At 70.3% G+C, this 22822-nt stretch carries 21 protein-coding genes and 1 riboswitch; of the genes, 12 read left to right on the forward strand and 9 right to left on the reverse strand.

What is annotated here, in order from left to right; genetic code table 11:
- Positions 1-120 precede the first annotated feature (120 nt).
- From IEY95_RS45845 to IEY95_RS45855, 4 genes are all read left to right on the forward strand, one after another.
- Positions 121-594 (forward strand): hypothetical protein, encoded by a 474-nt coding sequence (locus IEY95_RS45845; RefSeq protein WP_189192263.1) that lies wholly within the window; start codon positions 121-123, stop codon positions 592-594.
- 36 nt (positions 595-630) lie between these two features.
- Positions 631-858, forward strand: coding sequence for a hypothetical protein (locus IEY95_RS49870; RefSeq protein ID WP_229703814.1), 228 nt, complete (start codon positions 631-633; stop codon positions 856-858).
- A 42-nt stretch (positions 859-900) separates the two neighbouring features.
- On the forward strand, positions 901-1233 hold the full coding sequence (locus tag IEY95_RS45850) for an SUKH-4 family immunity protein (protein ID WP_229703815.1): 333 nt from the start codon (positions 901-903) through the stop codon (positions 1231-1233).
- A gap of 96 nt (positions 1234-1329) precedes the next feature.
- Complete coding sequence (locus tag IEY95_RS45855) at positions 1330-1566, forward strand: hypothetical protein (protein WP_189192264.1); 237 nt, start codon at positions 1330-1332, stop codon at positions 1564-1566.
- Positions 1567-1837: 271 nt separating this feature from the next.
- Here the strand turns inward: IEY95_RS45855 and IEY95_RS45860 are convergent, their stop codons facing one another.
- Positions 1838-2929 (reverse strand): hypothetical protein, encoded by a 1092-nt coding sequence (locus tag IEY95_RS45860; protein ID WP_189192265.1) that lies wholly within the window; start codon positions 2927-2929, stop codon positions 1838-1840.
- A 396-nt stretch (positions 2930-3325) separates the two neighbouring features.
- Between IEY95_RS45860 and IEY95_RS45865 the strand changes: the two genes are divergently transcribed.
- Positions 3326-4546, forward strand: coding sequence for a cytochrome P450 family protein (locus IEY95_RS45865; RefSeq protein ID WP_229703816.1), 1221 nt, complete (start codon positions 3326-3328; stop codon positions 4544-4546).
- 274 nt (positions 4547-4820) lie between these two features.
- Here IEY95_RS45865 and IEY95_RS45875 read toward each other — a convergent pair whose 3' ends face one another.
- Positions 4821-7097: an FUSC family protein gene (locus IEY95_RS45875; protein WP_189192266.1), complete on the reverse strand. Its 2277-nt coding sequence runs from the start codon at positions 7095-7097 to the stop codon at positions 4821-4823.
- A 194-nt stretch (positions 7098-7291) separates the two neighbouring features.
- The gene (locus IEY95_RS45880) at positions 7292-8695 is read right to left on the reverse strand and encodes a hypothetical protein (protein WP_229703817.1); all 1404 of its coding nucleotides are present in this window, start codon (positions 8693-8695) and stop codon (positions 7292-7294) included.
- A 395-nt stretch (positions 8696-9090) separates the two neighbouring features.
- Between IEY95_RS45880 and IEY95_RS45885 the strand changes: the two genes are divergently transcribed.
- Positions 9091-9870, forward strand: coding sequence for an SDR family NAD(P)-dependent oxidoreductase (locus IEY95_RS45885; RefSeq protein ID WP_189192268.1), 780 nt, complete (start codon positions 9091-9093; stop codon positions 9868-9870).
- Positions 9871-9881: 11 nt separating this feature from the next.
- Here the strand turns inward: IEY95_RS45885 and IEY95_RS45890 are convergent, their stop codons facing one another.
- Together IEY95_RS45890 and IEY95_RS45895 are read right to left on the reverse strand one after the other, a co-directional pair.
- Positions 9882-10844 carry an NAD(P)H-dependent flavin oxidoreductase gene (locus IEY95_RS45890; protein ID WP_189192269.1) on the reverse strand — a complete coding sequence of 321 codons (963 nt, stop codon included), beginning with the start codon at positions 10842-10844 and terminating at the stop codon, positions 9882-9884.
- Positions 10845-10957: 113 nt separating this feature from the next.
- Positions 10958-12961: an AfsR/SARP family transcriptional regulator gene (locus tag IEY95_RS45895; protein ID WP_189192331.1), complete on the reverse strand. Its 2004-nt coding sequence runs from the start codon at positions 12959-12961 to the stop codon at positions 10958-10960.
- Between the two features lie 265 nt (positions 12962-13226).
- Here IEY95_RS45895 and IEY95_RS45900 point away from each other — a divergent pair, with 265 nt between their 5' ends.
- From IEY95_RS45900 to IEY95_RS45910, 3 genes are all read left to right on the forward strand, one after another.
- Entirely contained in the window at positions 13227-14105 is an 879-nt protein-coding gene (locus IEY95_RS45900) for an alpha/beta fold hydrolase (RefSeq protein ID WP_189192270.1), read from the forward strand.
- Positions 14106-14162: 57 nt separating this feature from the next.
- A complete protein-coding gene (locus tag IEY95_RS45905; RefSeq protein WP_189192271.1) occupies positions 14163-14825 on the forward strand; it encodes a class I SAM-dependent methyltransferase in 663 nt (220 codons plus the stop codon).
- Between the two features lie 115 nt (positions 14826-14940).
- A complete protein-coding gene (locus IEY95_RS45910; protein WP_189192272.1) occupies positions 14941-15576 on the forward strand; it encodes a cation diffusion facilitator family transporter in 636 nt (211 codons plus the stop codon).
- A gap of 54 nt (positions 15577-15630) precedes the next feature.
- Here the strand turns inward: IEY95_RS45910 and IEY95_RS45915 are convergent, their stop codons facing one another.
- A complete protein-coding gene (locus IEY95_RS45915; protein ID WP_189192332.1) occupies positions 15631-16203 on the reverse strand; it encodes a histidine phosphatase family protein in 573 nt (190 codons plus the stop codon).
- 68 nt (positions 16204-16271) lie between these two features.
- Positions 16272-16426, forward strand: a riboswitch (cobalamin riboswitch).
- A 33-nt stretch (positions 16427-16459) separates the two neighbouring features.
- Here IEY95_RS45915 and IEY95_RS45920 point away from each other — a divergent pair.
- The 3 genes from IEY95_RS45920 to IEY95_RS45930 all read left to right on the forward strand — a co-directional run bounded on the left by IEY95_RS45920 (position 16460) and on the right by IEY95_RS45930 (position 18926).
- Positions 16460-16684: a CbtB domain-containing protein gene (locus tag IEY95_RS45920; RefSeq protein WP_189192273.1), complete on the forward strand. Its 225-nt coding sequence runs from the start codon at positions 16460-16462 to the stop codon at positions 16682-16684.
- 56 nt (positions 16685-16740) lie between these two features.
- On the forward strand, positions 16741-17505 hold the full coding sequence (locus IEY95_RS45925) for a CbtA family protein (protein WP_189192274.1): 765 nt from the start codon (positions 16741-16743) through the stop codon (positions 17503-17505).
- A gap of 632 nt (positions 17506-18137) precedes the next feature.
- Positions 18138-18926: an SAM-dependent methyltransferase gene (locus tag IEY95_RS45930; RefSeq protein ID WP_189192275.1), complete on the forward strand. Its 789-nt coding sequence runs from the start codon at positions 18138-18140 to the stop codon at positions 18924-18926.
- A 272-nt stretch (positions 18927-19198) separates the two neighbouring features.
- Here the strand turns inward: IEY95_RS45930 and IEY95_RS45935 are convergent, their stop codons facing one another.
- The 3 genes from IEY95_RS45935 to IEY95_RS45945 form a co-directional block, all read right to left on the reverse strand.
- The gene (locus tag IEY95_RS45935) at positions 19199-20644 is read right to left on the reverse strand and encodes a carboxylesterase/lipase family protein (RefSeq protein WP_189192276.1); all 1446 of its coding nucleotides are present in this window, start codon (positions 20642-20644) and stop codon (positions 19199-19201) included.
- 81 nt (positions 20645-20725) lie between these two features.
- The gene (locus IEY95_RS45940) at positions 20726-21622 is read right to left on the reverse strand and encodes an MBL fold metallo-hydrolase (protein WP_189192333.1); all 897 of its coding nucleotides are present in this window, start codon (positions 21620-21622) and stop codon (positions 20726-20728) included.
- 141 nt (positions 21623-21763) lie between these two features.
- Positions 21764-22729 carry an SMP-30/gluconolactonase/LRE family protein gene (locus IEY95_RS45945; protein ID WP_189192277.1) on the reverse strand — a complete coding sequence of 322 codons (966 nt, stop codon included), beginning with the start codon at positions 22727-22729 and terminating at the stop codon, positions 21764-21766.
- Between the last annotated feature and the right edge of the window lie 93 nt (positions 22730-22822).

Below are 22822 nucleotides of genomic sequence, written 5' to 3' on the forward strand. Positions count from 1 at the left end.
GCCGGTGGGCAACAGCTGCACATAGGCGGTTCAGGCCGCCGACCCGCCCCCGAAGTGGCGCTTCGCGCGCCGCTTCGGGGGCTCTTCTTGGGTGATCACGCCGTGGATAGGGTGCCGCGTATGAGACTCCGTTTGTTCGCCGACTACTTCCAGCTTGTCCTCACCGACGAGGCCTCCGAGAGCAGCCTGGAAACCGCTTGGACCGACCAAGCACTGTCCGACCGGATCGCCGTCGTGGGGGAGACGTGCGGGGTCCGGACCGAGGTGAACGTGGATGTGGACGTGGAGGTGCACGTCGGTGCGCAGTCGCCCGCGCCGGAGACCCGTTCGTTCGACCACGTGGTGGAGGCCGGCCTCGAAGTTCCGTCTGGCCGCCTGGTGGTGATGGGCTGCACGGACTATCTGCCCGATGCCGCCCGGACCGACGTCCCGGCGGGGTGGGTCCGGATCCGGGTGCAGAAGCACAACTTGGCGCGGGCGATCGAGGCGGACATCGACTCCGACGAGTCCGAGGAGACGATGGAACGAATCCGGATCGACGTCTGGCCCGCCGCTTACGCACCGGCTCGGGTGCTCAAGCAGTGGGTTGGCTGAGCGTCCTCACACACGGACATCGGAAGGCAACGTCCCGTGGAGTACATACCGCAGTGGCTGAACGCCTCTTCGTGGGAAGAGAGTGGTGTCATCGCGCTCGACCTCGATGCCCTCGCGGCGGCGTCCGACTGGCCGGCCACCGTGCGTCAAGCACGGGAAGTCGCCGAGGAGTTCGGCCTTCCCCGGGAAGCCGCCATGTTCTGCCCGAGCACGGGTGGGGCTCCCTTCACGGACGTCTTCGGCAAGGCCGGCAAGCGGTACTGACGCCAGGGCCGGCACGACGCCCAGCTGACCCCCGGGTACCACGTGCCCGAGTACGTTCTGGACGACGAGGGCCGGGTGCTGCTGCTCGACCCTTCGCTGCCGGAGCCACGGTTCGTGAACTCGTCGCTGATCGCGTTCCTGGACGCGCTGGCGGCGTGGGATTACCGGTGCGAGCACGTCGGCGACTTCGACGACCTCGAGTCCGATGAGGACGGAGATGAGGGCGAGGACGACGACGTGGATCCGGCGGAGGCGGCCAGAGTCGCCTTCGGTCTGGAGATCAGGGACCGCCTCAAGGACCTCGACCCGCCGGCGTTCGCGATGGACACCTGGTGGGACCGGGTCTACGAGGAGGTGGAACTCGACGCCATCTGAGCCGTCCGACCGGCGTCGGTGAGTGATCAGGGGGCCTTGCTCGGCATCGTCCGGGCAAGGCCCTCTTTCCCATGCGATGCGAGCACCGTGACGACGGTGCGCCTCCTGACGCCGAAGGGCAAGCAGGCGTACGAGCACGCCGAGGAGGCCGTGTTCAACCGGGTGAAGAAGAACCCCGACTACGAGGTCATCTACGGAGGCACGTCACGCAACGTGTGCAAGGGCGTCTGCGCGCCGCTGGTTCAGAAGACCCTGAACCTGGACGGCAAGACGTTCCCGGGCCGGGGCGACAAGACGCGGTTCCGTATGTTCTGGCTCGCCACGCGGTACTAGGTCCTGTCGTCACATTCCCGTCGTCCGCCCGGAGGGCGGGCCCTGCGGCGTCAGGTGCGTGCTCTCGGCGTGCCGGGCACAGGCCCTCGTACTGGATGTACTTGGGTCTGTGCCCGGTGCGGCGAGAGTGCGTGCATGGCGTCGCGGGGCAGACGGGAATTTGACGACAGGGCCTAGGCACGACCTGAACACCCGCTGAACATCTGAACAGAAGCGGCCCGCCGGTCTTCGGACCGGCGGGCCGCGCCGCGTCAGGGTGCGTCGCCCGATGTCAGCCCGCGTCCGTCAACTCCCAGACGGACACGCTCGTCCGGTCGTCGGAGACCGTGTACCAGGTGCCGTTCCCCGCCACCCGGGCCGGCCCCGTGACCGGGTGCGGGTAGGTGATCCGGCTGCGCAGGGTCATGTCACCCGTGGACACCAGCCAGTGCCGGGCCGGCCCGTATCCCGCGTCGCTCCCCGCCGTACTCGCGACAACGGTGTCCTCGTCCGTGAAGGCCGCTTCGAAGTCCCAGTACACCCGTCCGCCGTCCTGATGCCCGGACACGGTGCCCTCCGCGTCCAGGTCCCGCAGGATCGCTCCGTCGTCGGCCGCGTGCAGATAGAGGGCGTCCTGTCCGACGTCGGTGGCCAGGAGGTGGCGGCCCGACGGGCTCACGTCGAGCAGCACCGTCTCGTCGTCGATCTTGTGGACGGTCAGGGCCCTGCCGTCCCAGCGGCCCCACAGCGCGGGCGACCCCTCCTCGCCCTCGCCGATGCTCAGGCCCATCTGCGCCGGGTCGGGGTGGGGGGTGTGATGCGAACCCGAGGCGAACGTGCCGGTGTCCGCGCGGGCCAGGACGCGGCCGTCCGCCGCGTCGAGGACGAGCCAGAGTTCGTTCCCGTCCTCGTCCTCGGCGTCCTCGGCCGCGTTGTCATCGTCCGCCGCCAGGGGGCCTCGCACGTGCGCCCAGACGAGCTTGCCGCCGCTGGAGAAGGCGGCCGAGCCGCTGTCGGGTGCGGCGTGCTCCTCGTCGTCGGCGTACTCTGCGAACTCCTCGTGCATCTGCAGGCATTCACCGGCCCAGCAGGCGTGCCGGACCTCCCAGCGGATGGCCCCGGACGCGTCGACGCAGCGCACCGCGTGCGTCCCGCAGTAGACGGCCGTGTCACCGTCCGGGGAGACCGTGACGGTCCCGAAGTCGCGGGGCCAGGGGGCGGGAAAGCGGGTCGCGGTACCCAACTCCTGGTCGAGGGCCACGAGTTCGGTGTCAGCGCGCTGCACCACCAGCCTGCGCCCGGCCCGATACAGCACTTCGGGGGCGTCGGCGGTGGCCGGGTCCAGCGGGGTGCGGACGGTGGCGGTGAGACGGGCGGCGGGCACGGAGTCCTCCGGCGGGCGAGGCGGTCTGAGTTCACCTTAGGACGTCCCCGGTGAGGCTCCACAGGTGGAGTGCAGTGTTGTCCGCGGCGACGGTGTCGGCGGAGAGTGTCTGATCAACGGCTCTTCCGAGATCTTCAGTCCGGCCGGCACCGGAAGTTCGAGGGGGCGGAGCCGCTGGATGCGACCCAGGTCCTTCACGAGCGCCGCGCGCTCCTTGCCGGCGTGCTTGCGGGTGCCCATCGTGCGTTCGTCGGCTCCTTCGGCGACTGCGACCGCTCAGCCGTCAACCGGTCGTCGGCTGACCGGATTTGCCGCTACGCATCCGTGCTCCATCGGGTTATTTTCGCACCTTGTCCACCAGATTCGCACTTCGCCGACCGGAAGAACGGACTGCACGTGGCAGATACGAAGGGTATTTCGGACGCCAGTGATCTGGTGGACCTCGCTGGTCTCGGCGATGACTTCACCCGCGACCCGTACCCGGTCTACGCGGCGCTGCGCGCCCGGGGCCCGGTGCACCGCGTACGGATGCCGGAGGGAGCGGACGCGTGGCTCGTCGTGGGGCACGAGGCGGGGCGCGCCGCGCTGGCGGATCCGAGCCTGTCCAAGGACTGGTCGAACGCCTCCCCGGACCTCGGCCTGCCGAACGTCGCGGCCGGCCGCCACATGCTGAACTCCGACCCTCCGCACCACACCCGGCTGCGCAAGCTGGTGGCGAAGGAGTTCACCCCTGCGCGTGTGCGGGCCCTCGAGCCACGGGTGCAGGAGATCACCGATGGACTTCTGGACGCGGCGCTCGCCGGACCCGGCGGCCGGGCCGACCTGGTCGAAGCGCTGTCCTTCCCGCTGCCCATCGCCGTGATCTGCGAGCTGATCGGTGTTCCGTCCCTGGACCGCGAGGCGTTCCGGCAATGGTCCAACACCGCCCTGACGTCACGGGATGCGGAGGAGCGAGTCACCGCGGCGGCCGCTGCGAGCGAGTACATCGCCGGCCTGATCGCCCGCAAGCAGCGGGAACCGCAGGACGACCTGCTGAGCGCGATGATCCGCGTCACCGACGAGGACGGCGACCGGCTGTCGGCCGATGAACTGCTGGGTACCGTCTGGCTGCTCCTGGTGGCAGGTCACGAGACCACGGTCAACCTCATCTCCAACGGCGTCCTGGCACTGTTGACCCACCCTGAGCAGCTCGCGGCCCTGCGCGCCGACCCCTCACTGCTGGAGAACGCGGTCGAGGAAATGCTGCGCTACGACGGGCCGGTGGAGACCCCGACGTACCGCTTCACCACCAAGCCGGTCGACATCGGCGGCACGGTCGTACCGGGCGGCGGGGAACTGGTACTTGTGGCGCTGGCCGATGCCGACCGAGATCCCGCGCGCTTCCCCGGCGGCGAGCGCTTCGACTTCCGCCGAGACGCGCGCGGCCACCTGGCCTTCGGTCACGGCATCCACCACTGCCTGGGTGCGCCGCTGGCACGTCTGGAGGGTCGGGTCGCGATCGGTGCCCTGCTACGACGCTGCCCCGCCCTCGCACTCGACGCCAGTCCCGCCACGATCACTTGGCGGGGCGGCATGCTCATCAGGGGACCGGAGCGGCTGCCCGTCCGGCTGCGGTGACTGCCGAGCCTTCCGCTTCGCTGGGACGACGTGCAAGCACCGACGCCTGGGGCGGCTCAGTCGCGAACGGGAGCCGGTTCGCCGTGGAGGTCAGCGCCACCGTGGCCGAGGCCATCGGCGCTGACGGGACAGGCATCAGCCTGTCCCGGGGCAACCCCGTCGACGACATCGCCGAGGATCGTCACGCGCAGCCCTGGCTGATGGTGGAACTCCGCTTCGTGCCCGGTGTCGGCTCGGCCGGGCGGCGCCTGCAGGCCGCCGAAGCTTCCCCTGGTCAGCACGGACTGTCCGACCGCGCAGCAGCGGCCAGGCTCGGCTGGAGGCGGCGGGCGGCGTTGAGGTGGTCGGCGGTCCAGACGATGCGGACGGCTGTGTCGGTGGCCTGCCCGCTTTCGTCCATGAGGTCGCGGCGGAGCGAGTCGACCAGACGTGCCTCGACCGCAGGGCTGCGGGGCAGTGGATCGGGGACCGCGGTGTGCCGGTCGAGGCTCGTGGCCAGGTCGCGGTACCAGGCGGACACTCGACCGGCCACACCCAGCAGTACGAGGCGAGCCTCGGCCCGGTCCGCTTCGGTGTACTGCTCGTCGCTGCGTCGCCACAGCCCCAGCACCGCTTCGGCGGCGAGGCGCAGCCCGACGACGCCGGTGACCAGGGTGGTCATGTCCGCCAACGGCAGTGATTTCGGCCCGCGTTCGGCGAGATAGCTGCGGAAGGCGTCGTCAAGTCTTCGGGCCGCGGCGGCAGCTTGGCGTCTCTCCTTCAGCGGGGCATCGGCTGCCGCAGGGCTGGAGCCGCAGCGACCGATCGCGTACCCGACCGCGCCGGTCAGATAGCGGGCGCTGTCCGTGTACGCCTCGGCGAGCGCCTGGTCGACGGCGGCCGCGGCGCCGCGTGGCCAGAAGAACAGGGCCACCAGCACGCTCACCGCGCAGCCGATGGCGATGTCCTGGATGCGCAGCAGCGCGATGTGCCAGTCCGGGTTCTGGCCGATGTTGAACAGGATGACCAGGGTGATGGTGAAGGCTGCCTGGCCGGCGGCGAAGGAGATGGTGTCGGGCGCGATGCCGGCGACCAGCACGGCGAGGGGGAGCAGGAACCAGAGCACGGTGCCGTGGTGACCGATGAGGTGCAGCAGCGCGGCCCCGATGAGCGACCCGGCGATCGTGCCGCCCACGGCGCGAACCGCGTTCTGCCCGGTGTTGAGCGCGTTCGAGCGCAGGACCGAGAGGGTTCCCAGGAGTACCCAGAACGAGTGCTGGACGCTCGTCAGATTCGCCAGAGCGACCGCGATGCCCAGCCCGACCGCTCCCCGGAGGCTGTTGTGCAGCCAGACCGAGTGCGGTGTGAGGTGGGCGACGGCCCGTTCGCGGGCCGACGCCAGTGGTCGGGCGAGGGCGCCGGGCTCGTGGCCGAGCAGCCGATCCGGCCAGCTGCGTCGTTGGGCCGCCGCGGCCAGATCCACGTTGCCTGCGATCTGGAGGGTCGCGAAGCCCAGTTCCTGGGCGCGGAATGACAGGTCGAGGATGTCGATGAAGGCGCGGGGTTCCCACTCCGTGCCAGGTCTGGGTGGGTGGAGGGGGAGGCGGGTAGCGGCGCTGCGCTCCATGCCGGTGATGGCCTCGTTCAGGTCCGCCGCTGCGGTGCGGAGCGCGTCGGGTGCGCCGTACGGATCGTCGAGCAGGTCGGCCGCCTGGTCCAGGACCGCGGCGGCCACCCGCCGGACGACGTATGCCTCGGGGTCGCACGAGGGGTGGTCGTGGCCTGGGGGGCCGCTGTCGGCCACGATGGTGCACAGCCAGGTGAGTTCATCGACCAGGCGGACCAGGGCGCGGGAGCTGGTGGACAGTCCGGTGGGCCGATAGGGCGTGGCGTCGAAGGCGGTACGGAGGTCGGATGCCGCGGCGGTGGCCCGATCGGCGGTGGCTTCGCACTGCTGGGCGCTCGGTGCGGCCGGCTCTTCGGCCAGAAGGGACGCGTCCGCGCGTAGCTGTGCCGCGGCCGCGCGGCAGACACGGGCGGCGGGCGCGCTGAGCGGGTCGGCGGTGGGCCGCGGCCACAACAGGGAGATCGTGAGCATGGAGCCGGCGGCCGCAAGGCCGGCTCCGGCGAGCCGGTCGGGTAGCTGCGACAGCGGCGCCGGCGAGGTCACCGGCAGGATGAAGGCCAGCAGCAGGGCGGTGGTCGTCCCCGCGAGGACGGAACTGACCACACCCGAGAAGAGCACCACGAAGCCGACCACGACGGTGGCGGTGACCGCGAGCCAGGTCTGCCCGGCCACGAGCGTGCCCAGGCAGATGAGCACCGCCCACGCCACCGCCAGGCCCACGTGTGCGCGCAGCCGCTGCACCATCGGGCCGGTGAACTCGACCAGCAACAACATCGAGAACGAGCCGAAGGCCGCGAAGGTGGCCATGGCCGGGTCGTGCAGCACCTGGGTGCACAGTGCGAACAGGGCAGGCATCACCAGCGCGGTGCGTGCCGCTCGGCGGGTCGCGGCGAAGTCCGGATCGCGGGTACGCAGCCACGTGAGGCCCCGGCCGGCTGTCTGCATCCGCTCGCACACCTCCTGTCGCCCGGCGCCCGCGTGCCCCATTCTCGCGAGTATCCGCCCGGGCCGGGGCCCGCGCAGGCTCAGTGACGCCAAGCAGGGCAGGCGACGCCCGGTCGAGTGATCGGTATGCAGTAGTCGCTTCTGGCGCGTCTCGCCGTTTGATGTGTCGGCGCACCCTCCCGGGCCGTGACGTCCTACGGGGCTATACCGACACCCTCGATACGGCTCCAGGCCTTCTCCTGCGCCGGGGTCATGGCCGGCCAGTCGAGTCCGCCCGGGCGGGCGGCGACGCGCGAGGCGTAGGGCGAGGGGCGGAAATCCGGGTCGTAGAAGCAGCCTGTGCCGTAGATGCTGTCGAATGTCGCGCACGAAGCCGCGATCGACTTCGGGGTGGGCTTCTTTCCGGTGCGCACCCACCTGTCCAGGGCTGAAATGGAGTCGGCGTATTCGGAGTTGCTCAGCTGACTGTGGTCATGCTCCCCGGTGAACGTCTGCACCAGATACTTGTCCCGGTGGCTGCCTTGCAGTGCGGCGCGGTAGGCCGCCTCATGTTCGACGAAGGCCGTCGGGTCGTCGATCGCGTGGAGCGTGAGGACCGGGATGTCGACCTTGCCCGTGAGGTCGCTGTCGTAGGACAGGTCCCGAACGGCGGTCGGATCGGAGGTGAAGCGCTCGACACCCGCGTTGAGGGCCTTGTCGTCATGGGAGCCGGAGTACCGAACGCCCAGGTTGCTGAAGGGGTTACGGCCGGCGAGGCGGGTGTGGACGATGTCGCGGAAGGTGAACGTGGCGAAGCGCAGGTGGGACTCCAGAGTGCGCTCCGGGATCTTCGTGACGGCGAGGATGTCGTCGAGGTTGCGCTGCTGCTGTGCGGTCCGCTCCTGCGGGGCGGAGGAAAAGCCGGTGCACTCCTGAAGGCGGGCGCGCAGACCGCTGGTGGTCATGGTGGAGTCGACCCGCAGTCCTTGCCACAGCGGGTACTGCGGTTCGGTGGGCCTGGGATGGTTCTGGCAGTAGTACTGGTAGACCACTCGCAGGTCGACACGGTAGTCGTAGCCGCGGGAGCCGCCGGCAAGAACCCCATTGGTCAGCAGAGCCCCGTCGTAGGGGCCGTTCTTCTTCCCGTACAGTTCGACGACTTTGGCTGCGACGTCTCCACCCCAGGACTGACCTTGCACGTAGGTCCGCTCGGGCCTGCCGAAGTGGGAGACGAACAGGCGGCGCACGTTCTCGGTGTCGGCGGCGGCCATGCGAGTGCCGTAGCCGCCGCGGCGGTAGGACGAACCGGCCCAGGCGTAGCCCTGATCGACCATGACCGCCCACCGCCCCAAGTCGTCGAGACTGCGCCCGGGATCGGAGCCGTCACCCAGGTCGGGCCCACCATGGGCATGCACGACGAGCGATCCGTTCCAGTGCTCGGGGACGGCGATGGCGTAGTAGGCGCCGTCGGAGTCCTGACCGGTGTAGCACTTGACCGTCCCCTCGAGACCGGATGGGCACGCCGCGGTCGCGGGTCCTGGGGTTTCCGCTGCCGCAGGTGTGGGGACTTGAGCGTCCGCTGTCGCAAGCGTGGCTCCGGCGAGCGCGCTGATGGTCATGCTCAACGAGACGGCGGCCAGTGCCGCACGAAGTCTCCTGCGTCGCTCACCTGTGTGCCGTGATGGATCTCGCCTGATCAAGGTCGGCCCCTTGCGTTCGTTGGCGCGTCTTTGCGCTGCGATGCTAGGAACGCGGGTCGCACCGGACCATGGCTCGATCAATTCTGTTCATAGTGTTCGACGGTCCTGGGGCGAGCCGGCGGGCCATGACGCGGTGATGGTCCTGGAGTCCCCGGGACGGCGCTCTGTGTTTCCGTACGCGGTGCTCATGGGATGACCGAAGTCTCCGCACGCGGTGCTCATGGGACGGCCGAACCTGCTCGGTCGATCCCCCCGCCCCCTGCGTCCCCGCCCCGGGCACTGTCGCCGGGGACGTCGCCGTCTAGGGTGCGGACATGATCTCGCAGGGCTATCTCTCCGAACTGTTCTCGCTGGACGGCCGGGTCGCCGTGGTGACGGGCGGCAGTTCCGGCATCGGCCGAGCGATCGCCGGGGCTCTCGCGCGAGCGGGGGCGAGCGTGGTGATCTTGGCGCGCAAGAAGTCGGAACTGGCCGCCACGGTCGACGAGCTGGCGGCGGACGGCTGCCGGGCGGCCTGGGTGAGCGCCGACCTGAGCACCCGCGACGGGGTGCGTGCGGCGGCGGAGCAGGCAGCCGAGGTGTTCGGCGAGCCCGACATTCTCGTCAACAGCGCCGGGATCAACCTGCGGCCGCCGATGGGCGAGCTGAGCGAGGAGACGTGGGACGCGACGATGGCGGTGAACCTGGAGGCGCCCTACTTGCTGGGCCGGCGGTTCGGACCCGGCATGGCCGAGCGGGGCTTCGGGCGGATCATCCACATCAGCTCCCAGCAGGCTCACCGGGCGTTCGTCCAGAGCGGCGCCTACGGGGTCTCCAAGGGGGCGCTGGAGTCGCTGGCCCGCTCTCAGGCCGAGGCGTGGTCGCCCCACGGCGTCACCTGCAACACGCTGGTACCCGGCTTCGTCATGACCCCGCTCAACGCGCGGCTGTCGACCGACCCGGAGAAAGTGGCGGCACTGGCCGCGCGCACGATGGTCGGGCGCAACGGCCTGGCCGAGGACTTCGCCGGAGCGGCGGTGTTCCTGGCCGGCCGCGCCTCCGGCTACGTCACCGGACAGGCGATCTTCGTCGACGGCGGGTTCTCCGTCCACTGAGCCCACCACGGTCATTGTCTGCCTGCTCGGGCCAGTGCTTCCTCCGCCTCTTCGGCGAGAGCGACGACGAGATCGGCTGCGGACGGCACGTCGTTGATGAGGTCCACCGCCTCGCCGGCCCACACCGGAAGTGGAGGGAGATCGCCGCGCGCCACGGCCTCGCGATAGTCCTGCCGGGCCCGGGGATCGGCGGCGAGTTCGGCCTCCCGACCTCGCCATTGATCGAGGACGGGGTGGCCGAGGGTGCGCGCCGTGTATCGCGACGGCCATCGGGAGCCTCGGGCGATGTCCAGCACGCGGCTGCGTTCTGTGTCCTGCCCGCGTCCCTCCAGGATCGCCTTGACGGCCGAGGGATCGACGAGTGCCTCGGCCGTGGCCTGGAAGCGGGTGCCCATGAGCGCCCCGGCGGCACCCAGAGCCAGGGCGGCGGCCACACCGCGTCCGTCGGCGATCCCACCGGCCGCCAGCACGGGCACCGGTGCGGCGAGGTCGACCACGACCGGCACGAACGGCAATGTGGACCGCCCGTTCCGGGCGCCGTGCCCCCCGCTCTCCGTACCCTGAGCCACGATGACGTCGGCGCCGAGGTCCACCGCCTGTCGGGCCTCCTCCACATCGGTGACCTGAATGATCAGCGCCGCGCCCGCCGCACGGATGCGCTCGGCGAACGGGCTCGGGTCGCCGAAGGACAGCATCACCGCCCGCGGACTGTGCTCCAGCACGAGGTCGACCGCTTCGACATCGATCGCCCAGGTCTGGAAACCGACACCCCACGGCCTCCCGGCACTGTCCGCGACGAGCGGCAGTTCTCGGGTCAGCCAGTCTGGGTCCCCGCCGCCTGCACCCAGCATCCCGAGCCCGCCGCCACGCGAAACAGCCGCCGCCAGCGCACCGCCGGCCGACCCGCCCATCGGCGCCAGCGCAATCGGATGCCGCAGCCCGAACAACTTGGTGAACGCGGTTGTCAACGCCATGGCCGACATCATCGCCCTTCACCGACGTACAGGTCGTCGAACAAGGTGAATCGGCCGCCCGCTGTGGACTCCGCGGCAGGGCCCGGTGTTGAAGCCACGCGTGGCGCGAGGCGCTAGGGACGGGCGAGTGCCGAGGCCAGCGCGTTCAGCTGACCGGACACCGGGCCGAGGGTGATCAGACCGCTTCCGGCTCCGGCGAGCTCGGCGGAAGCCGGCTCCAGTTGCAGGGAGGCACGCCGCATGACCGCGCGGTCGTCCACACGGATCGCCGCCTGCGCGACGAGACACCAGAGTGCCTCGAACATCAGATCGCGCGGCGGGGAAGCGATGTCCCGCAGTACGTGGCGGGCAGCATCGTCGTGTCCTTGGGACACGAGCAGAACGGGACGCACCCAGGGTTCGTAGGGGCCCCAATCGGTCCGCCCGTCCATCTCGGCGATGAGTGCCGGCCGGTTGTGGCGGACGTAGAGACTCAGTCGGGCCAGCGGCAGCAGGCCGCGTTGCAGCCCCGGCATACCGGCCCCGTCCAGGCGGTCCGCAGCCTCCTTGTAGGCGGATTCGGCCGTCCGCAGGGGCTGCGTCATGGAGGCGCGCAATGCTTGGTACCACGTGGTGAAGACGGATACGAGCGGTAGCTCGTGTCGTTCGGACAGCGTGTTCGCAGCCGCCGCGTGCTGGTCGGCTCCGGAGAAGTCGGCGAGGGCACAACGTGACTGAAGGCGAATGAGATGGCCCAGCACCTCGTAGGTGACGAGGTCGTTGTGCGCGGACAGCGACACCACTTCGGCGCCGATCGCGTCGCGTCGGGCAGCCAGCCCGGCCCGGTGAAACGTCTGCATGAAGAGGCCGTTCAAGGCGAAGGCCAGCAATGATGGGTTGTTGAGGCGCCGCGCGATCCGCTCCGCCTGCCGGGCGGCCTGGAATGCGCGTGCACCCGCACCCGCACCCGTGGTCGCGGGTTCGGTGGGGAGTGTTCCGCGGGACTCCACGGCGATGGTGGCGAGCAGCCGCCCCTGTGCCGCACCGTGGTTCGCGGCGGGCAGGAGCTGCAAGGTCCGTTCTGCCGCGCCCACCAGCCACTCTGCTTGTACCGGGTCATCCGACCGGGTCCAGATCGCGGGCACGTCGTAGATACCGATCACCCGGGCCGTGAGTTCGGGGTCGCCCAGCTGCTCCGCCGCGGCCACGGCCGCCACCCGGTGGCGCCGGGCGGCCTCCAGCCCGTCCCCTCCCGTCACCGCCAGGTCGCGCATCAGGCCGGCGGTGGACTCCAGCCGTGTCCGGGCCCGGGAGGCGACGGCGCTCTCGTAGGCTGCTGCCGCCTGAGCCCAGACCTGGTCCGCCGTTCCGCCGGGGCCCGGGTCCAGGTGATCGGCTTGCTGCAGCAGGTCCGCCTCCAGACGGCGCAGCCTCGGGCCGGGATCCACTCCCAGGCGGTCGCTGAGCATCTTCCGCGCGCGACGGACCACGGACAGCGCGTCTGCCTGCCGTCCGGAGCGGTACAGGGCAAGTGCGAGAAGCTGCCAGGCGTCCTCGCGCCACGGATGTTCCGCGACATGCGCATCGAGATCCGGTACGGCCTCGGCGGCCGCGCCCAGAGCGATCTGGGCCTCGGCACGGCGCTCAACGGCATGGAGGCGGAGTTCGGTCAGGCGGGAGCGTTCCGCGCGGACCCACGGCTCGTCCGCGAAATCGGCGTAGGCCGGCCCCCGCCACGATCCCAACGCGTCGGTGAGCCGGGACACCAGATCTGCGGGACGAAGATCGCCCCGGGAACCCGCGGCCTTCTCGAACCGCCAGGCATCGACCTCGTCGTGTGCTGCCCGTAGCGCGTAGCCGGGGCCTTCGGTGACGAGAAGCCGAGCGGGGGCCCGAGGCGGCCGGTCGGGTTCGAGGGCGCGGCGCAGGCCGGCGACGAACGTCCGGATCGTGCCGACCGCGTCCGCGGGGGGCTCCTCCCACAGATCCTCCCCCAGTCGTGAGACCGGTACGACGTGTCGGCGGGCCACGAGGAGACGGGCCAGCACCGCCCGGTGCATGGGTCCCTTGAGGGAGACGGCTTCTCCGGTCTCGTCCCAGGCCAGGACGGGCCCCAGGACCCCGAAGTCCACCCGCATGCCGGCGTCCGTCCTTCTCTCCCGCTCCCGCTCCCGCTCCCGCTCCTGACTCAACGTACAGCGTGTCCGTCGCTCATTGGCTGCTCATTGAGGCCCCGCAGGCTGGACGCATCGGGTGACCGGGACACGTCGCGGACGCCGGTTGGCCAGGCCCGACCGGAACGAAACCGGTTGGCCAGGCCCGACCGGAACGAAACCGGATGACCAAGCCCTGCCCGAACGACACCAGATGACCAAGCCCCGTCGGAACGAAAAGAGCCCAGCCATGGAACCCACCATCACCGGTTTCGACCACCAGCGCGTAGCGGTCGCCGACGAGGTCTCCCTCAGCGTCGCCGTGGGCGGCTCGGGCACGCCGGTCGTGCTGCTCCACGGCTTCCCCGAGACCCATCTGATGTGGCGCCACGTCGCCCCTGATCTCGCTGCCGACCACACCGTCATCTGCCCCGACCTGCGCGGCTACGGAGACAGCGACAAGCCCGTGGAAGACGGTCCCGACACCTACTCGAAGCGGACCATGGCACGCGACATCGTCACCCTGGCGAGGAGCCTGGGACACGACCGCTTCGCTCTGGCCGGTCACGACCGCGGAGCCCTGGTGGCCTTCCGGGCCGGGTTGGACCACCCCGACGTGATCACCCACCTGGCGTGTCTCGACGTGCTGCCCACGGTCGACATGTGGGAAGCGCTGCACGGTACGACCGCGGCCGTCGGCTTCCACCTGTACCTCATGGCCCAGCCGGCCGGCCTGCCCGAGCGGATGATCGCCGCCAGTGCGGACGCGTTCTTCGCTCACTTCCTCGATCTGTGGGCCAACGACCCCGAAGCCATTCCGAGCGAGATCCGCACCGCCTACCTGCGGGCCTGCCGCAACGCGGTGCCCTCGATCGTCGCCGACTACCGCGCATCCGCCGGCATCGACGTCGAACACGACCAGGACGACCGCGCGGCCGGCAACAAGCTGACCATGCCGGTGACCGTCCTTCAGCAGGACTGGGGCGCCGCACTCGGCTATGAAGCCGCCGCCCTGTGGGGAGCGTGGGCGCCCGACCTGCGGCACTCCACAGTCTCGTGCGGCCACTTCATGGCCGAGGAGGCTCCCACCGTCGTCGCCGCGCACCTGAGGGACCTGCTGGCGCGGTAGTGGCGAGGCGGCCCGGTTCATGATGGGCGTCCAGGCGGACGTGGGAACCGAGGAGTCATGGCAGACGAGAACGAACGGGCCGAAGTCCAGCGTGCGCACTGGCAGGACACGTACACCGCGCATCCGGGGATGTACGGCGAGCAGCCGTCCGCGCCGGCGGTCCACGCCTGCGCGGTGTTTCGTGCGGCAGGGGCGAAAGACGTGGTGGAGCTCGGTGCCGGCCACGGCCGCGACGCCCTCTACTTCGCGCGCGAAGGCTTCACCGTGCGGGCCACCGACTTCAGCGCCATCGGCCTCGACCAGCTCCGTGCGAGCGCCAAGGCCCAGGACGTCACTGGGCGAGCCACCACGATCGTGCACGACGTCCGCGACCCGCTGCCTCTTCCGGACGCCTCGGTGGACGCGGTCTTCGCGCACATGCTGCTCTGCATGGCGCTGTCGACTGCGGAGATCCGCGTTCTCGTCGGCGAGGTCCGCCGCGTGCTGCGACCGGGCGGAGTGTTCATCTACACCGTGCGGCACACCGGTGACGCCCACTACGGGGCGGGCACCGCTCACGGCGACGACATCTACGAGCACGGAGGCTTCGCCGTGCACTACTTCTCCCGCGACCTGGTCGACGCACTCGCCGAGGGGTGGACCCTGGAAGAGGTCTTCCCCTTCGAGGAAGGCGACCTGCCCCGTCGCCTGTGGCGTATCACCCAGACCCTGCCCCGGTGATCGCCCAAGAGCGGTCAACTCCCGTGCTGACAAGGGCCTACTGAACAGCGCGGTCACAGTTCGGCTGGACGGTTAAGGGGACGATCGGGCGATCGGGCCTGCGAAGATGCCCGTCATGGCCTCGAATTCTCCCGCGGCATCTGTGGGCACCGACCGTCTTCTGCGGAGGGGGTTCGCCCTCGAATGGGCCACCCTGGCCTGGAACGTCATCGGCATCGTCGTGCTCGCGTTCGCCGCCGTCGCGGCCCGCTCAGTGGCTCTGGCGGGCTTCGGCCTGGACTCCCTGATCGAGATCGGCGCCTCGACCGTGGTGATCTGGGAGCTGTCGGGCACCGGCGTGGAGCGGCAGCGCAGGGCCATGCGCTTGATCGGCGCGGGATTCGTTGCGCTGGCGCTCTACCTGCTGGTGCAGTCGACGTGGGTCCTGGCCACTGGTTTTCACGCCCACCACAGCCCGGCGGGGATCGCATGGACCGCGGTCACCGCCGTGGTGATGTTCGCCCTGGCCTGGGGCAAGGCCCGCAGCGGCGCGGCGCTGGACAACCCGGTACTCAGGACCGAAGGCCGCGTCACCCTGATCGATGGCCTGCTGGCCACCGCCGTCCTGCTCGGCCTGGTCCTGAACTCGGCCCTCGGCTTCTGGTGGGCCGACCCGCTGGCCGGCTACGTCATCGTCTACTACGGGATCAAGGAAGCTCGTGCGGCTCTGACTCACTGCGCCTCTCCGGTCGATGGCGACGCGGCGACATAGGGCCGCCGCGACTACGCGCAGACGGCGCTGAGGCCGGCGTGCCCACGCCCCCGGCTACTCCGCCGCGGTCAACGGCCGCCCGCAGCGCAGATTCCACCGCCCCGACCGGCCGCTGAGCTCCGTCACACTCAGCGGGGCGACGTCGAGCCGCCAGAAGGTCTCCGCCGGGATCGCGAGCGCGTGCACCAGGCCCGCCCGTACGACGGCGGGCTCGGCGACGGCGAGGATCGGCCCGCCGTGCCCGGACCACGACTCCAGCCAACTCCCCACGCGTTCCACCAGATCCGACACCGACTCACCGCCGTGTGGCGCCACGGCCGGATCGGTCAGCCACTCGGCCATCTCCTCCGGCGCCACCCGGGCGACCTCGTCCAGCGATCGGCCCTGCCAACGACCTACATCGAGATCCCGCAACTCCCGTACCACAGCGGCATCCAGGCCGAGGGCTTTGGCGGTACCGCGGCACCGCTCCGACGGTGCGGTGAACATCACTTCATGCGGCGGCAGGGCACCCGCGGCCGCACGGGCCCGCCGCGCGGCCGACTCGTCCAGCCGCGCGTCGTCGAACCGGACCTGTCGCAGGGCCGCGTTGACCGCCGGCGACACCAGCGTGATTCGCGCCACCAACATTCCTTTCATCTGTACCCATTCGCCCACCTAGGGGCGCGCATTCGGTCACATGCGCCGTAGCGGTCGTGGCCGCCGCGCGCTACGGTCTCATGGACATCGACGGCGTATGGAAGTCCGGTGAGAATCCGGCACGGTCGCGCCACTGTATGTCCGGCACAGGACCCGCACTCCGGGGCCGGTGCCGGGCGAGTCAGACCCAGGCCGTCGGAAGAGCACTAACGACCGGGACGCGTTGATCCCAGGAGGTTCTGCCATGGCCCAGTCCGCCATTCCCGCGCCGAGCGCACCCCAGGTGTCGGAGATCACCCCCATCTCCCTCAAGGCGATCGCGCCGTGGGCGGCCTTCATCGGCATCCTCGCGCTGATCCTCCTGTACTTCGTCGGCGCCGAGCAGGGCGCCACCGCCCTGATCTCCGGCGAGAACGTGCACGAGTGGGTGCACGACGGCCGTCACTTGCTCGGCTTCCCCTGCCACTGACACGGCTGACACCGCTTGCAGTCTCGGCCTCGTCCCCAGGGGAATCGAAGAAAATCATGAACTCCATATCGGTAAGGGCGCTACTCGTCCGCGGCATGCTCGCCGGCCTCGCCGCCGGCGTGCTGGCGCTGATCGTCGCCTACCTGCTCGGCGAGCCCCGCGTGGACTCCGCCATCGCCTACGAGGACGGCCACAGCCATGAGCACGGCGTCGAACTCGTCGGCCGCACCATGCAGTCGACCGCCGGCCTGGCCACCGGTGTCCTGATCTACGGCGTTGCCATCGGGGGCATCGCGGGCCTGGCCGTCTGCGTTGCCCTGGGCCGCATCGGCCGCTTCGGTCCGCGCGCCACGGCAGCTCTGGTCTCCATCGGCGCGCTGATCGCCGTGTACGTCGTTCCGTTCCTGAAGTACCCGGCCAACCCGCCGTCCGTGGGAGACCCCGACACCATCGGCAAGCGCACCACGCTGTACTTCCTGATGGTCGCGCTGAGCGTGCTCCTCGCGGTTGCGGCGACGATCCTCGGCAAGCGCCTGGCCCCGCGCCTGGGCAACTGGTACGCCACGGTGGCCGCGGCGGCAGCCTTCGTCACGGCCGTCGGTCTCGCTTACGCCTTCCTGCCCGCGATCAACGAAGTACCCAAGGACTTCTCGGCGACCCTGCTGTGGCAGTTCCGCCTGGCGGCCCTGGCCATCCAGGCCACGCTGTGGGTGTCCTTCGGCCTGGTCTTCGGGCACCTCGCCGAACGTCTCCTGTCACCTCGTCCAGCGGCTGCCACCACCACCGGCACGACGACGGGCGCCGCAACCGCGGCGCACTGACACACACGCTGAACGCTGAACTCCGTTGCGCCGTCAGGCCTGCCTTCTGGCACCGCAGGACGGCGCAACGCCGTTGAGTGAGAGGGACTTGTAGGCCGCGGTGAGTTTCTCGTGGCCGAGCTCGACCGGCCACATCCACGGGGCCGGTGGCGCGGGTAGCGAGATCTTCCGTGGTGCGGGGCTCGATGGCGGTTGCCATCGGTCACCGCGTTGGTTCGGGGTCGGGATGCTGGCAGTACATGTTTCGTGGTGCCTTCGCCTCCTGGTAGAGCCTGGCCATGGGGCGGCGGGCGGTGCAGCCGCCCGGATGGCCGTCGGCGTCTTTCTGGCCGAAGGCGCAGCCTGTGCAGCCACCGGTGTGAAGCTGTAGGCCGTCGGCGATGTTGCCGAGTCGCTTGAGTCCCTCCAAGCCGACCTACACCGCGGGGGATCTCTGGCTGCACTTCGGCATGCGTCGGCTCGTCGAGCTCGCCCCCGAGACGGCGCGCTGCCTGGTCCACGAAATCGCCGACCGCTTGGACAAGCGATCACAGGGTCGGCAACCATCAACTCCCGTTACGGGCAGGTGAGATGCTGTGCCAGACTACGATGATCGGAAACACCGCTGATCGCCTCGCGCGCTGGAGCCCGTCATGACGCCCGATATACCCAGCCCCTCGCGTTTCAACACGGACACGGCGCATCCCGCCAGGGTCTATGACTGGCTCCTGGGCGGCAAGGACAACTACCCCGTCGACGAGGCAGTGGGCGAGAAGCTACCGCCCGAAGCACGTGACGCGGCCCGGCAGAACCGTCAGTTCATGCACCGGGCGGCCGCCTGGCTCGCCGCACAGGGCATCGATCAGTTCCTCGACATCGGCACCGGCATACCCACCCGGCCGAATCTGCACCAGATCGTCCAACAGATCACGCCGACGGCGAAGGTCGTCTATACCGACAACGACCCGATCGTGCTGCGGCATGCGGAAGCCTTGCTGATCAGCCATCCCGAAGGGGTCACGGACTACATCGAGGCCGATGTACGGCAGCCGGACTCCATCCTCGAACGCGCCCGTGCCGTACTGGACTTCAACCGCCCGATCGCACTGTCCTTGATCGCACTGATGCACTTCATCACCGACGAGCAGGACGCCCACGGCATCGTCCGCAACCTGATCGCTACCCTGCCACCAGGCAGTCACCTCGTGCTGTCGCACGCCGCCTCCGACCTCTACCCGGAACTGGCCGAACAGGTCACCGCCGAATACGCCAAGGGCGGCATCCGCCTCGCCTTCCGCACCCGCCCGGAAGTCACCCGCTTCTTTGACGGCCTGGACCTTCTCGACCCAGGCCTGGTCACCGCCCCCCAGTGGTTCAAGACGGCCCCCGCACCCGCATCCGAGGGCAGCGGTATCTACACCGGAGTGGCACGCATCCCCTGACAGACCCTCATCTGCTCCTCCACCTCGTCCCCCGGTGGCTGGGCCCTGCTCCGCCAGCACATAGGGCGCAGGGGACGCCCTTCCAGCCGGGGATCGCCGGCGAGGCCGGTCAGCTCGCGGGGGACAGCGCCTTGGCTACGGGCCCGTCCGGGGCTGCAGAGGTGCGGGCCTGCCGCTCGTGCTCCAGGAGGCCAGCGGCTCGGGCATCTGCGCGGGCACCGCCTCCCGGCCGCCGACGCGCAGTGCGCGGCGCCGTTGCCCGCGATTGGCGGTCAGGCGACGCCGATGTGCTGGACGTGGCCCTCGGCCGGTTCGTAGACGGGCCAGCCGGGATTGCCGGTCTCAGCGAACCGTATCCACGATCGGTGGATCCGGGCGGCGAGTGGGGCGGACGGTTCGGCGTTGCCGAGGAGCCCTCGTGGGCCGCGCAGCGATGGCAGGGACAGGCGGTCGAAGACGAACGGCAACTCCATGACATGGCTGGCGCCCAGTCGCCCGTCGATCGCGTCGGAGCGCCAGACGAATTCGTAGCAGTACGTCCGTCCGGCCGCAGCGCTCGCGTGTGCGGCGGCCATCTGCCGGGTGCCGGCTGTGAACAGCCCGTCACCGAGGACGGTGGTGCGCAGGTCGGCGGCTGAGGCGGACGGGTGCTGTGCTCGGTAGGCACGGACGGCTTCGTCGGGGTCGGGGTGGAACCGTGCCGCGGTGTCCCGGACATCGGCATCGGTGGTGCTCGCCAGGAGTCCCAACGGGGCAAGGTAGAGACTGCCTTCGTCGAGATTGGTGCCGATCAGCAAGTCGACCTCGCCGCCCTGGCCGGCGGCGACCGCGGTGGCCGGCTGGTGCTCGCTGACCAGGCTGAAGGAGGTGATGCCGCCGAGCGGGTCGTGGTGGGTGGGCGTGCGCAGGTCCAAGCCGGTCAGACCGGCCACGACGGCGACGAGGCGCTCGTCGGGGATGTCGGCCAGGGTTTTGACGGTGGGTTCAAGGTCCAGCTCGCGTCCGACCGCCGCGGTGACCATGCCGGCCTGGTCGGGAGTGAAGGCGCCGGTGCCGGTGCCGCTTTGGATGATCGCCCGTCGGACGAGGCCGGCCGAGGCCGGGTCGGCGAGGATGCCGCCGACGATGATGGCTCCGGCGGACTGGCCGAAGAGCGTGACGTTGCCCGGGTCGCCGCCGAAGCGGGCGACGTTCTCCCGGATCCAGTGCAGGGCGGCCAGGACGTCGAGCATGCCGCGGTTGTCCGGGGCGTCGGGCAGGTGCAGGAAGCCGGGGATGCCCAGACGGTAGTTGACGGTGATCAGCACGACGCCGTCGCGGGCGAAAGCCGTTCCGTCGTAGAGCGGTGCACGGCTGGAGCCCGCGACGAACCCTCCGCCGTGCACGAACACCATGACCGGCCGGGTCGGTCCGTCCGGCTGCGGGGCCCAGATGTTCACGGTGAGGTAGTCGTCGCCGCGCTGCCAGCCCGGGCCGAAGTAGGGCGACATGTCGAGGGTGCCGAAGGAGTCCCGGGTGGGCTGGGGCGCGGTCGGTCCCGGCCGCGTTGCGTCACGGATCCCGGTCCACCGTTCGTGCGGGCTCGGCGCGGCGAAACGCGTGCGTCCGACGGGCGGTGCGCTGTAGGGCACATCGAGGAAGACAGTCCCGTGTCCGTGGCGGCGACCGCGGATCGGACCTGAGGTGGTGGTGACGGTGGCGGGATCGGCGGCTGCCATCTCGGATCTCCTCGCTGCTGGTTGCTCACGTGAATGCCGCCGCTGCGGGGTGGCCGGAGCGGCGGCGGGGTGGAGTCGGGGTCAGCACCTGGTGATCGGCGCCCACTTCTTGATCACGAATCCGCTGCCCTTGTCCTCGATTTCGAGGGCGCTGTGGCCGCTGAAGTGGGCGGGCAGGACGAGGGCGTTGGCGTCGGCGGCCCAGCCGAGCAGCCTGCGGCGGGTTGTGCGGGCCTGGTCCGGGTCCTGGCAGAAGCAGCTGTTGTGGTCGGGCTGCATGACCTGCAGGGGAGTGTGCATCAGGTCGCCGGCGAACAGGGCACGGTCGCTGCCGGAGGCCAGCTTGACGACGCTGGATCCGGGCGTGTGGCCGGGGGCTGCTTCCAGGCGCAGGTGCGCGTCGATGCGGTGGCTTGTCTCCCACAGCTGGACCTGGCCCGCGGCGTGCACGGGGGCGACGCTGTCCTCGAAGACGTTCTCGTTGACGCCGCCGGCGATGTCCGGGTTGTTCGCCGGGTTCCAGAACTCGAAGTCGGCCTTGGGCATCAGGTAGGTGGCGTTCGGGAACGTGGGCACCCAGGAGCCGTCGATCAGGCGGGTGTTCCAGCCGACGTGGTCGACGTGCAGGTGGGTGTTGACCACCAGGTCGACGTCTTCGGGCCGCACACCGGCGCGGGCGAGGTTGCCGAGGTAGTCCAGCCGCAGGTGGTCCCATCCGGCGACGGCCGGGCGGGTCTTGTCGTTGCCGACGCCGGTGTCGACCAGGATGGTCCTGCCCTCGCTGCGCAGCAGCCAGGTCTGCATGGCGACGTGGACCATGGCGTCGTCGGCACCCAGATGGTCGGGCACCAGCATCTCGCGGTGTTCCTGCCAGGCATGCTCGGGCAGGTCGGGGAAGAACTGGTCCGGGGGCATGATCGGACCGTGCATCTCCTCGATGCGGGTGACGGTGACATCGCCGAGGTCGAGCTCGTGCATGTTCTGCATGGCGTTCTCCTGACGTGCGGGTCTTCTCGGGAGGCCGGGGGTGGCCGTGACCGGCCGACCCGGGTGTCGACAGAGCGGGGCGGCCCGGAGCCGGTGTGCTTCCCCGGGTGTGCGCTTCCGGCCGACGCGGTGCTAGTCGTTCAGGTGGGCGCGGACAAGGTTGGGGTCCTTGGCGGTGACGTAGGCGGCGCTCAGCACGTAGACGGTGTCGCCGCGCAGAGCGATGGACGTGGGGTTCTGCAGGCCGTCGGCCGGGGTCAGCACGATGGAGTGGCTACCGCCGGGCCGGACGAGCGCGACCTCGCTGGGGCCGTTGAGGGCGGCCAGCAACTGGTCGCCGTGGCCGGTGAAGGCGAAGTCGTCGATCCCCGGCAGGCCGGTGGCCTCGGTCCGGACCGAACCGGCGCGCCCGTCTTGAAGGATGGGGATGCGCAGGATGGTGCCCTTGTCGAGGTTGGTGGCCCAGACCGCGCCGTTGTGGATCTTCAGGCCGTTGGCGCCGAGGAAGCCGGTGGAGGCCAGTTCGGGGGCAGTGGACCAGGCGGTGGGGGTGCCGCCGGTGGTGGGCAGGCTCCAGATGGTGCCCAGCACGGAGTCGGTGACGTAGAGGGTGTGGGTGCGCGGGTCCAGGGCCAGGCCGTTGGGCAGGCCGTCCGCGGGTAGCGCGGCGATGCGCTGCGGTTGGCCGCCGGGGCGCAGGCGCCACACGCCGGTGAGGTCGGGGGTGCCGGTGGCGTACAGGAAGTACAGGGTGCCGTCGTGGGCACGGACGATGCCGACGGTCAGCGGGAAGCCCAGGACCGGGGCGTGGATACCGCCGTCGGCGGGCTTGGGCAGGGTGGCCAGGATCCGGGTGGTGCCGTTGGGGGAGACCTCGGCGACCTGGCGGCCCTTGGCGAAGGTGATGTACGCGGCGCCGCCCGGTGCCAGGGCGATGTTCTCCGGCGTCTGGCCCTCGGCCAGGTCGAAGCGCATGGCGATCCGTGCGCTGCTCAGCGGGGCGGACTCGGCCGACGCCGCAGCCGGGCCCAGCGCTGCGGCAGCGGCCGCGACAAGGACAGCTGTCGACACGGCGGACGCGGAGAGCTTCTTGAACATGGTTGCTTCCCTGGTTTTCGGGCATGCGGCAGCAACACGCCGACGCACGCGTGGCTATAGGCGGATTCCGCTCGGGCTATGCGGGCCCGGGGG

This window comes from Streptomyces albiflavescens, from assembly GCF_014645835.1.
GTDB lineage: Bacteria > Actinomycetota > Actinomycetes > Streptomycetales > Streptomycetaceae > Streptomyces > Streptomyces albiflavescens.

Coding starts and splice junctions, on each gene's coding strand:
- IEY95_RS45890 (WP_189192269.1), bottom strand. CDS start 10,844: ATGGCGTTGACAACCGCGTTCACCAAGTTGTTCGGGCTGCGGCATCCG.
- IEY95_RS45940 (WP_189192333.1), bottom strand. CDS start 21,622: ATGCACGAGCTCGACCTCGGCGATGTCACCGTCACCCGCATCGAGGAG.
- IEY95_RS45935 (WP_189192276.1), bottom strand. CDS start 20,644: ATGGCAGCCGCCGATCCCGCCACCGTCACCACCACCTCAGGTCCGATC.
- IEY95_RS45925 (WP_189192274.1), top strand. CDS start 16,741: ATGAACTCCATATCGGTAAGGGCGCTACTCGTCCGCGGCATGCTCGCC.
- IEY95_RS45905 (WP_189192271.1), top strand. CDS start 14,163: ATGGCAGACGAGAACGAACGGGCCGAAGTCCAGCGTGCGCACTGGCAG.
- IEY95_RS45845 (WP_189192263.1), top strand. CDS start 121: ATGAGACTCCGTTTGTTCGCCGACTACTTCCAGCTTGTCCTCACCGAC.
- IEY95_RS45895 (WP_189192331.1), bottom strand. CDS start 12,961: ATGCGGGTGGACTTCGGGGTCCTGGGGCCCGTCCTGGCCTGGGACGAG.
- IEY95_RS45885 (WP_189192268.1), top strand. CDS start 9,091: ATGATCTCGCAGGGCTATCTCTCCGAACTGTTCTCGCTGGACGGCCGG.
- IEY95_RS45945 (WP_189192277.1), bottom strand. CDS start 22,729: ATGTTCAAGAAGCTCTCCGCGTCCGCCGTGTCGACAGCTGTCCTTGTC.
- IEY95_RS45910 (WP_189192272.1), top strand. CDS start 14,941: ATGGCCTCGAATTCTCCCGCGGCATCTGTGGGCACCGACCGTCTTCTG.
- IEY95_RS45930 (WP_189192275.1), top strand. CDS start 18,138: ATGACGCCCGATATACCCAGCCCCTCGCGTTTCAACACGGACACGGCG.
- IEY95_RS45880 (WP_229703817.1), bottom strand. CDS start 8,695: ATGACCATCAGCGCGCTCGCCGGAGCCACGCTTGCGACAGCGGACGCT.
- IEY95_RS45900 (WP_189192270.1), top strand. CDS start 13,227: ATGGAACCCACCATCACCGGTTTCGACCACCAGCGCGTAGCGGTCGCC.
- IEY95_RS45920 (WP_189192273.1), top strand. CDS start 16,460: ATGGCCCAGTCCGCCATTCCCGCGCCGAGCGCACCCCAGGTGTCGGAG.
- IEY95_RS45875 (WP_189192266.1), bottom strand. CDS start 7,097: ATGCAGACAGCCGGCCGGGGCCTCACGTGGCTGCGTACCCGCGATCCG.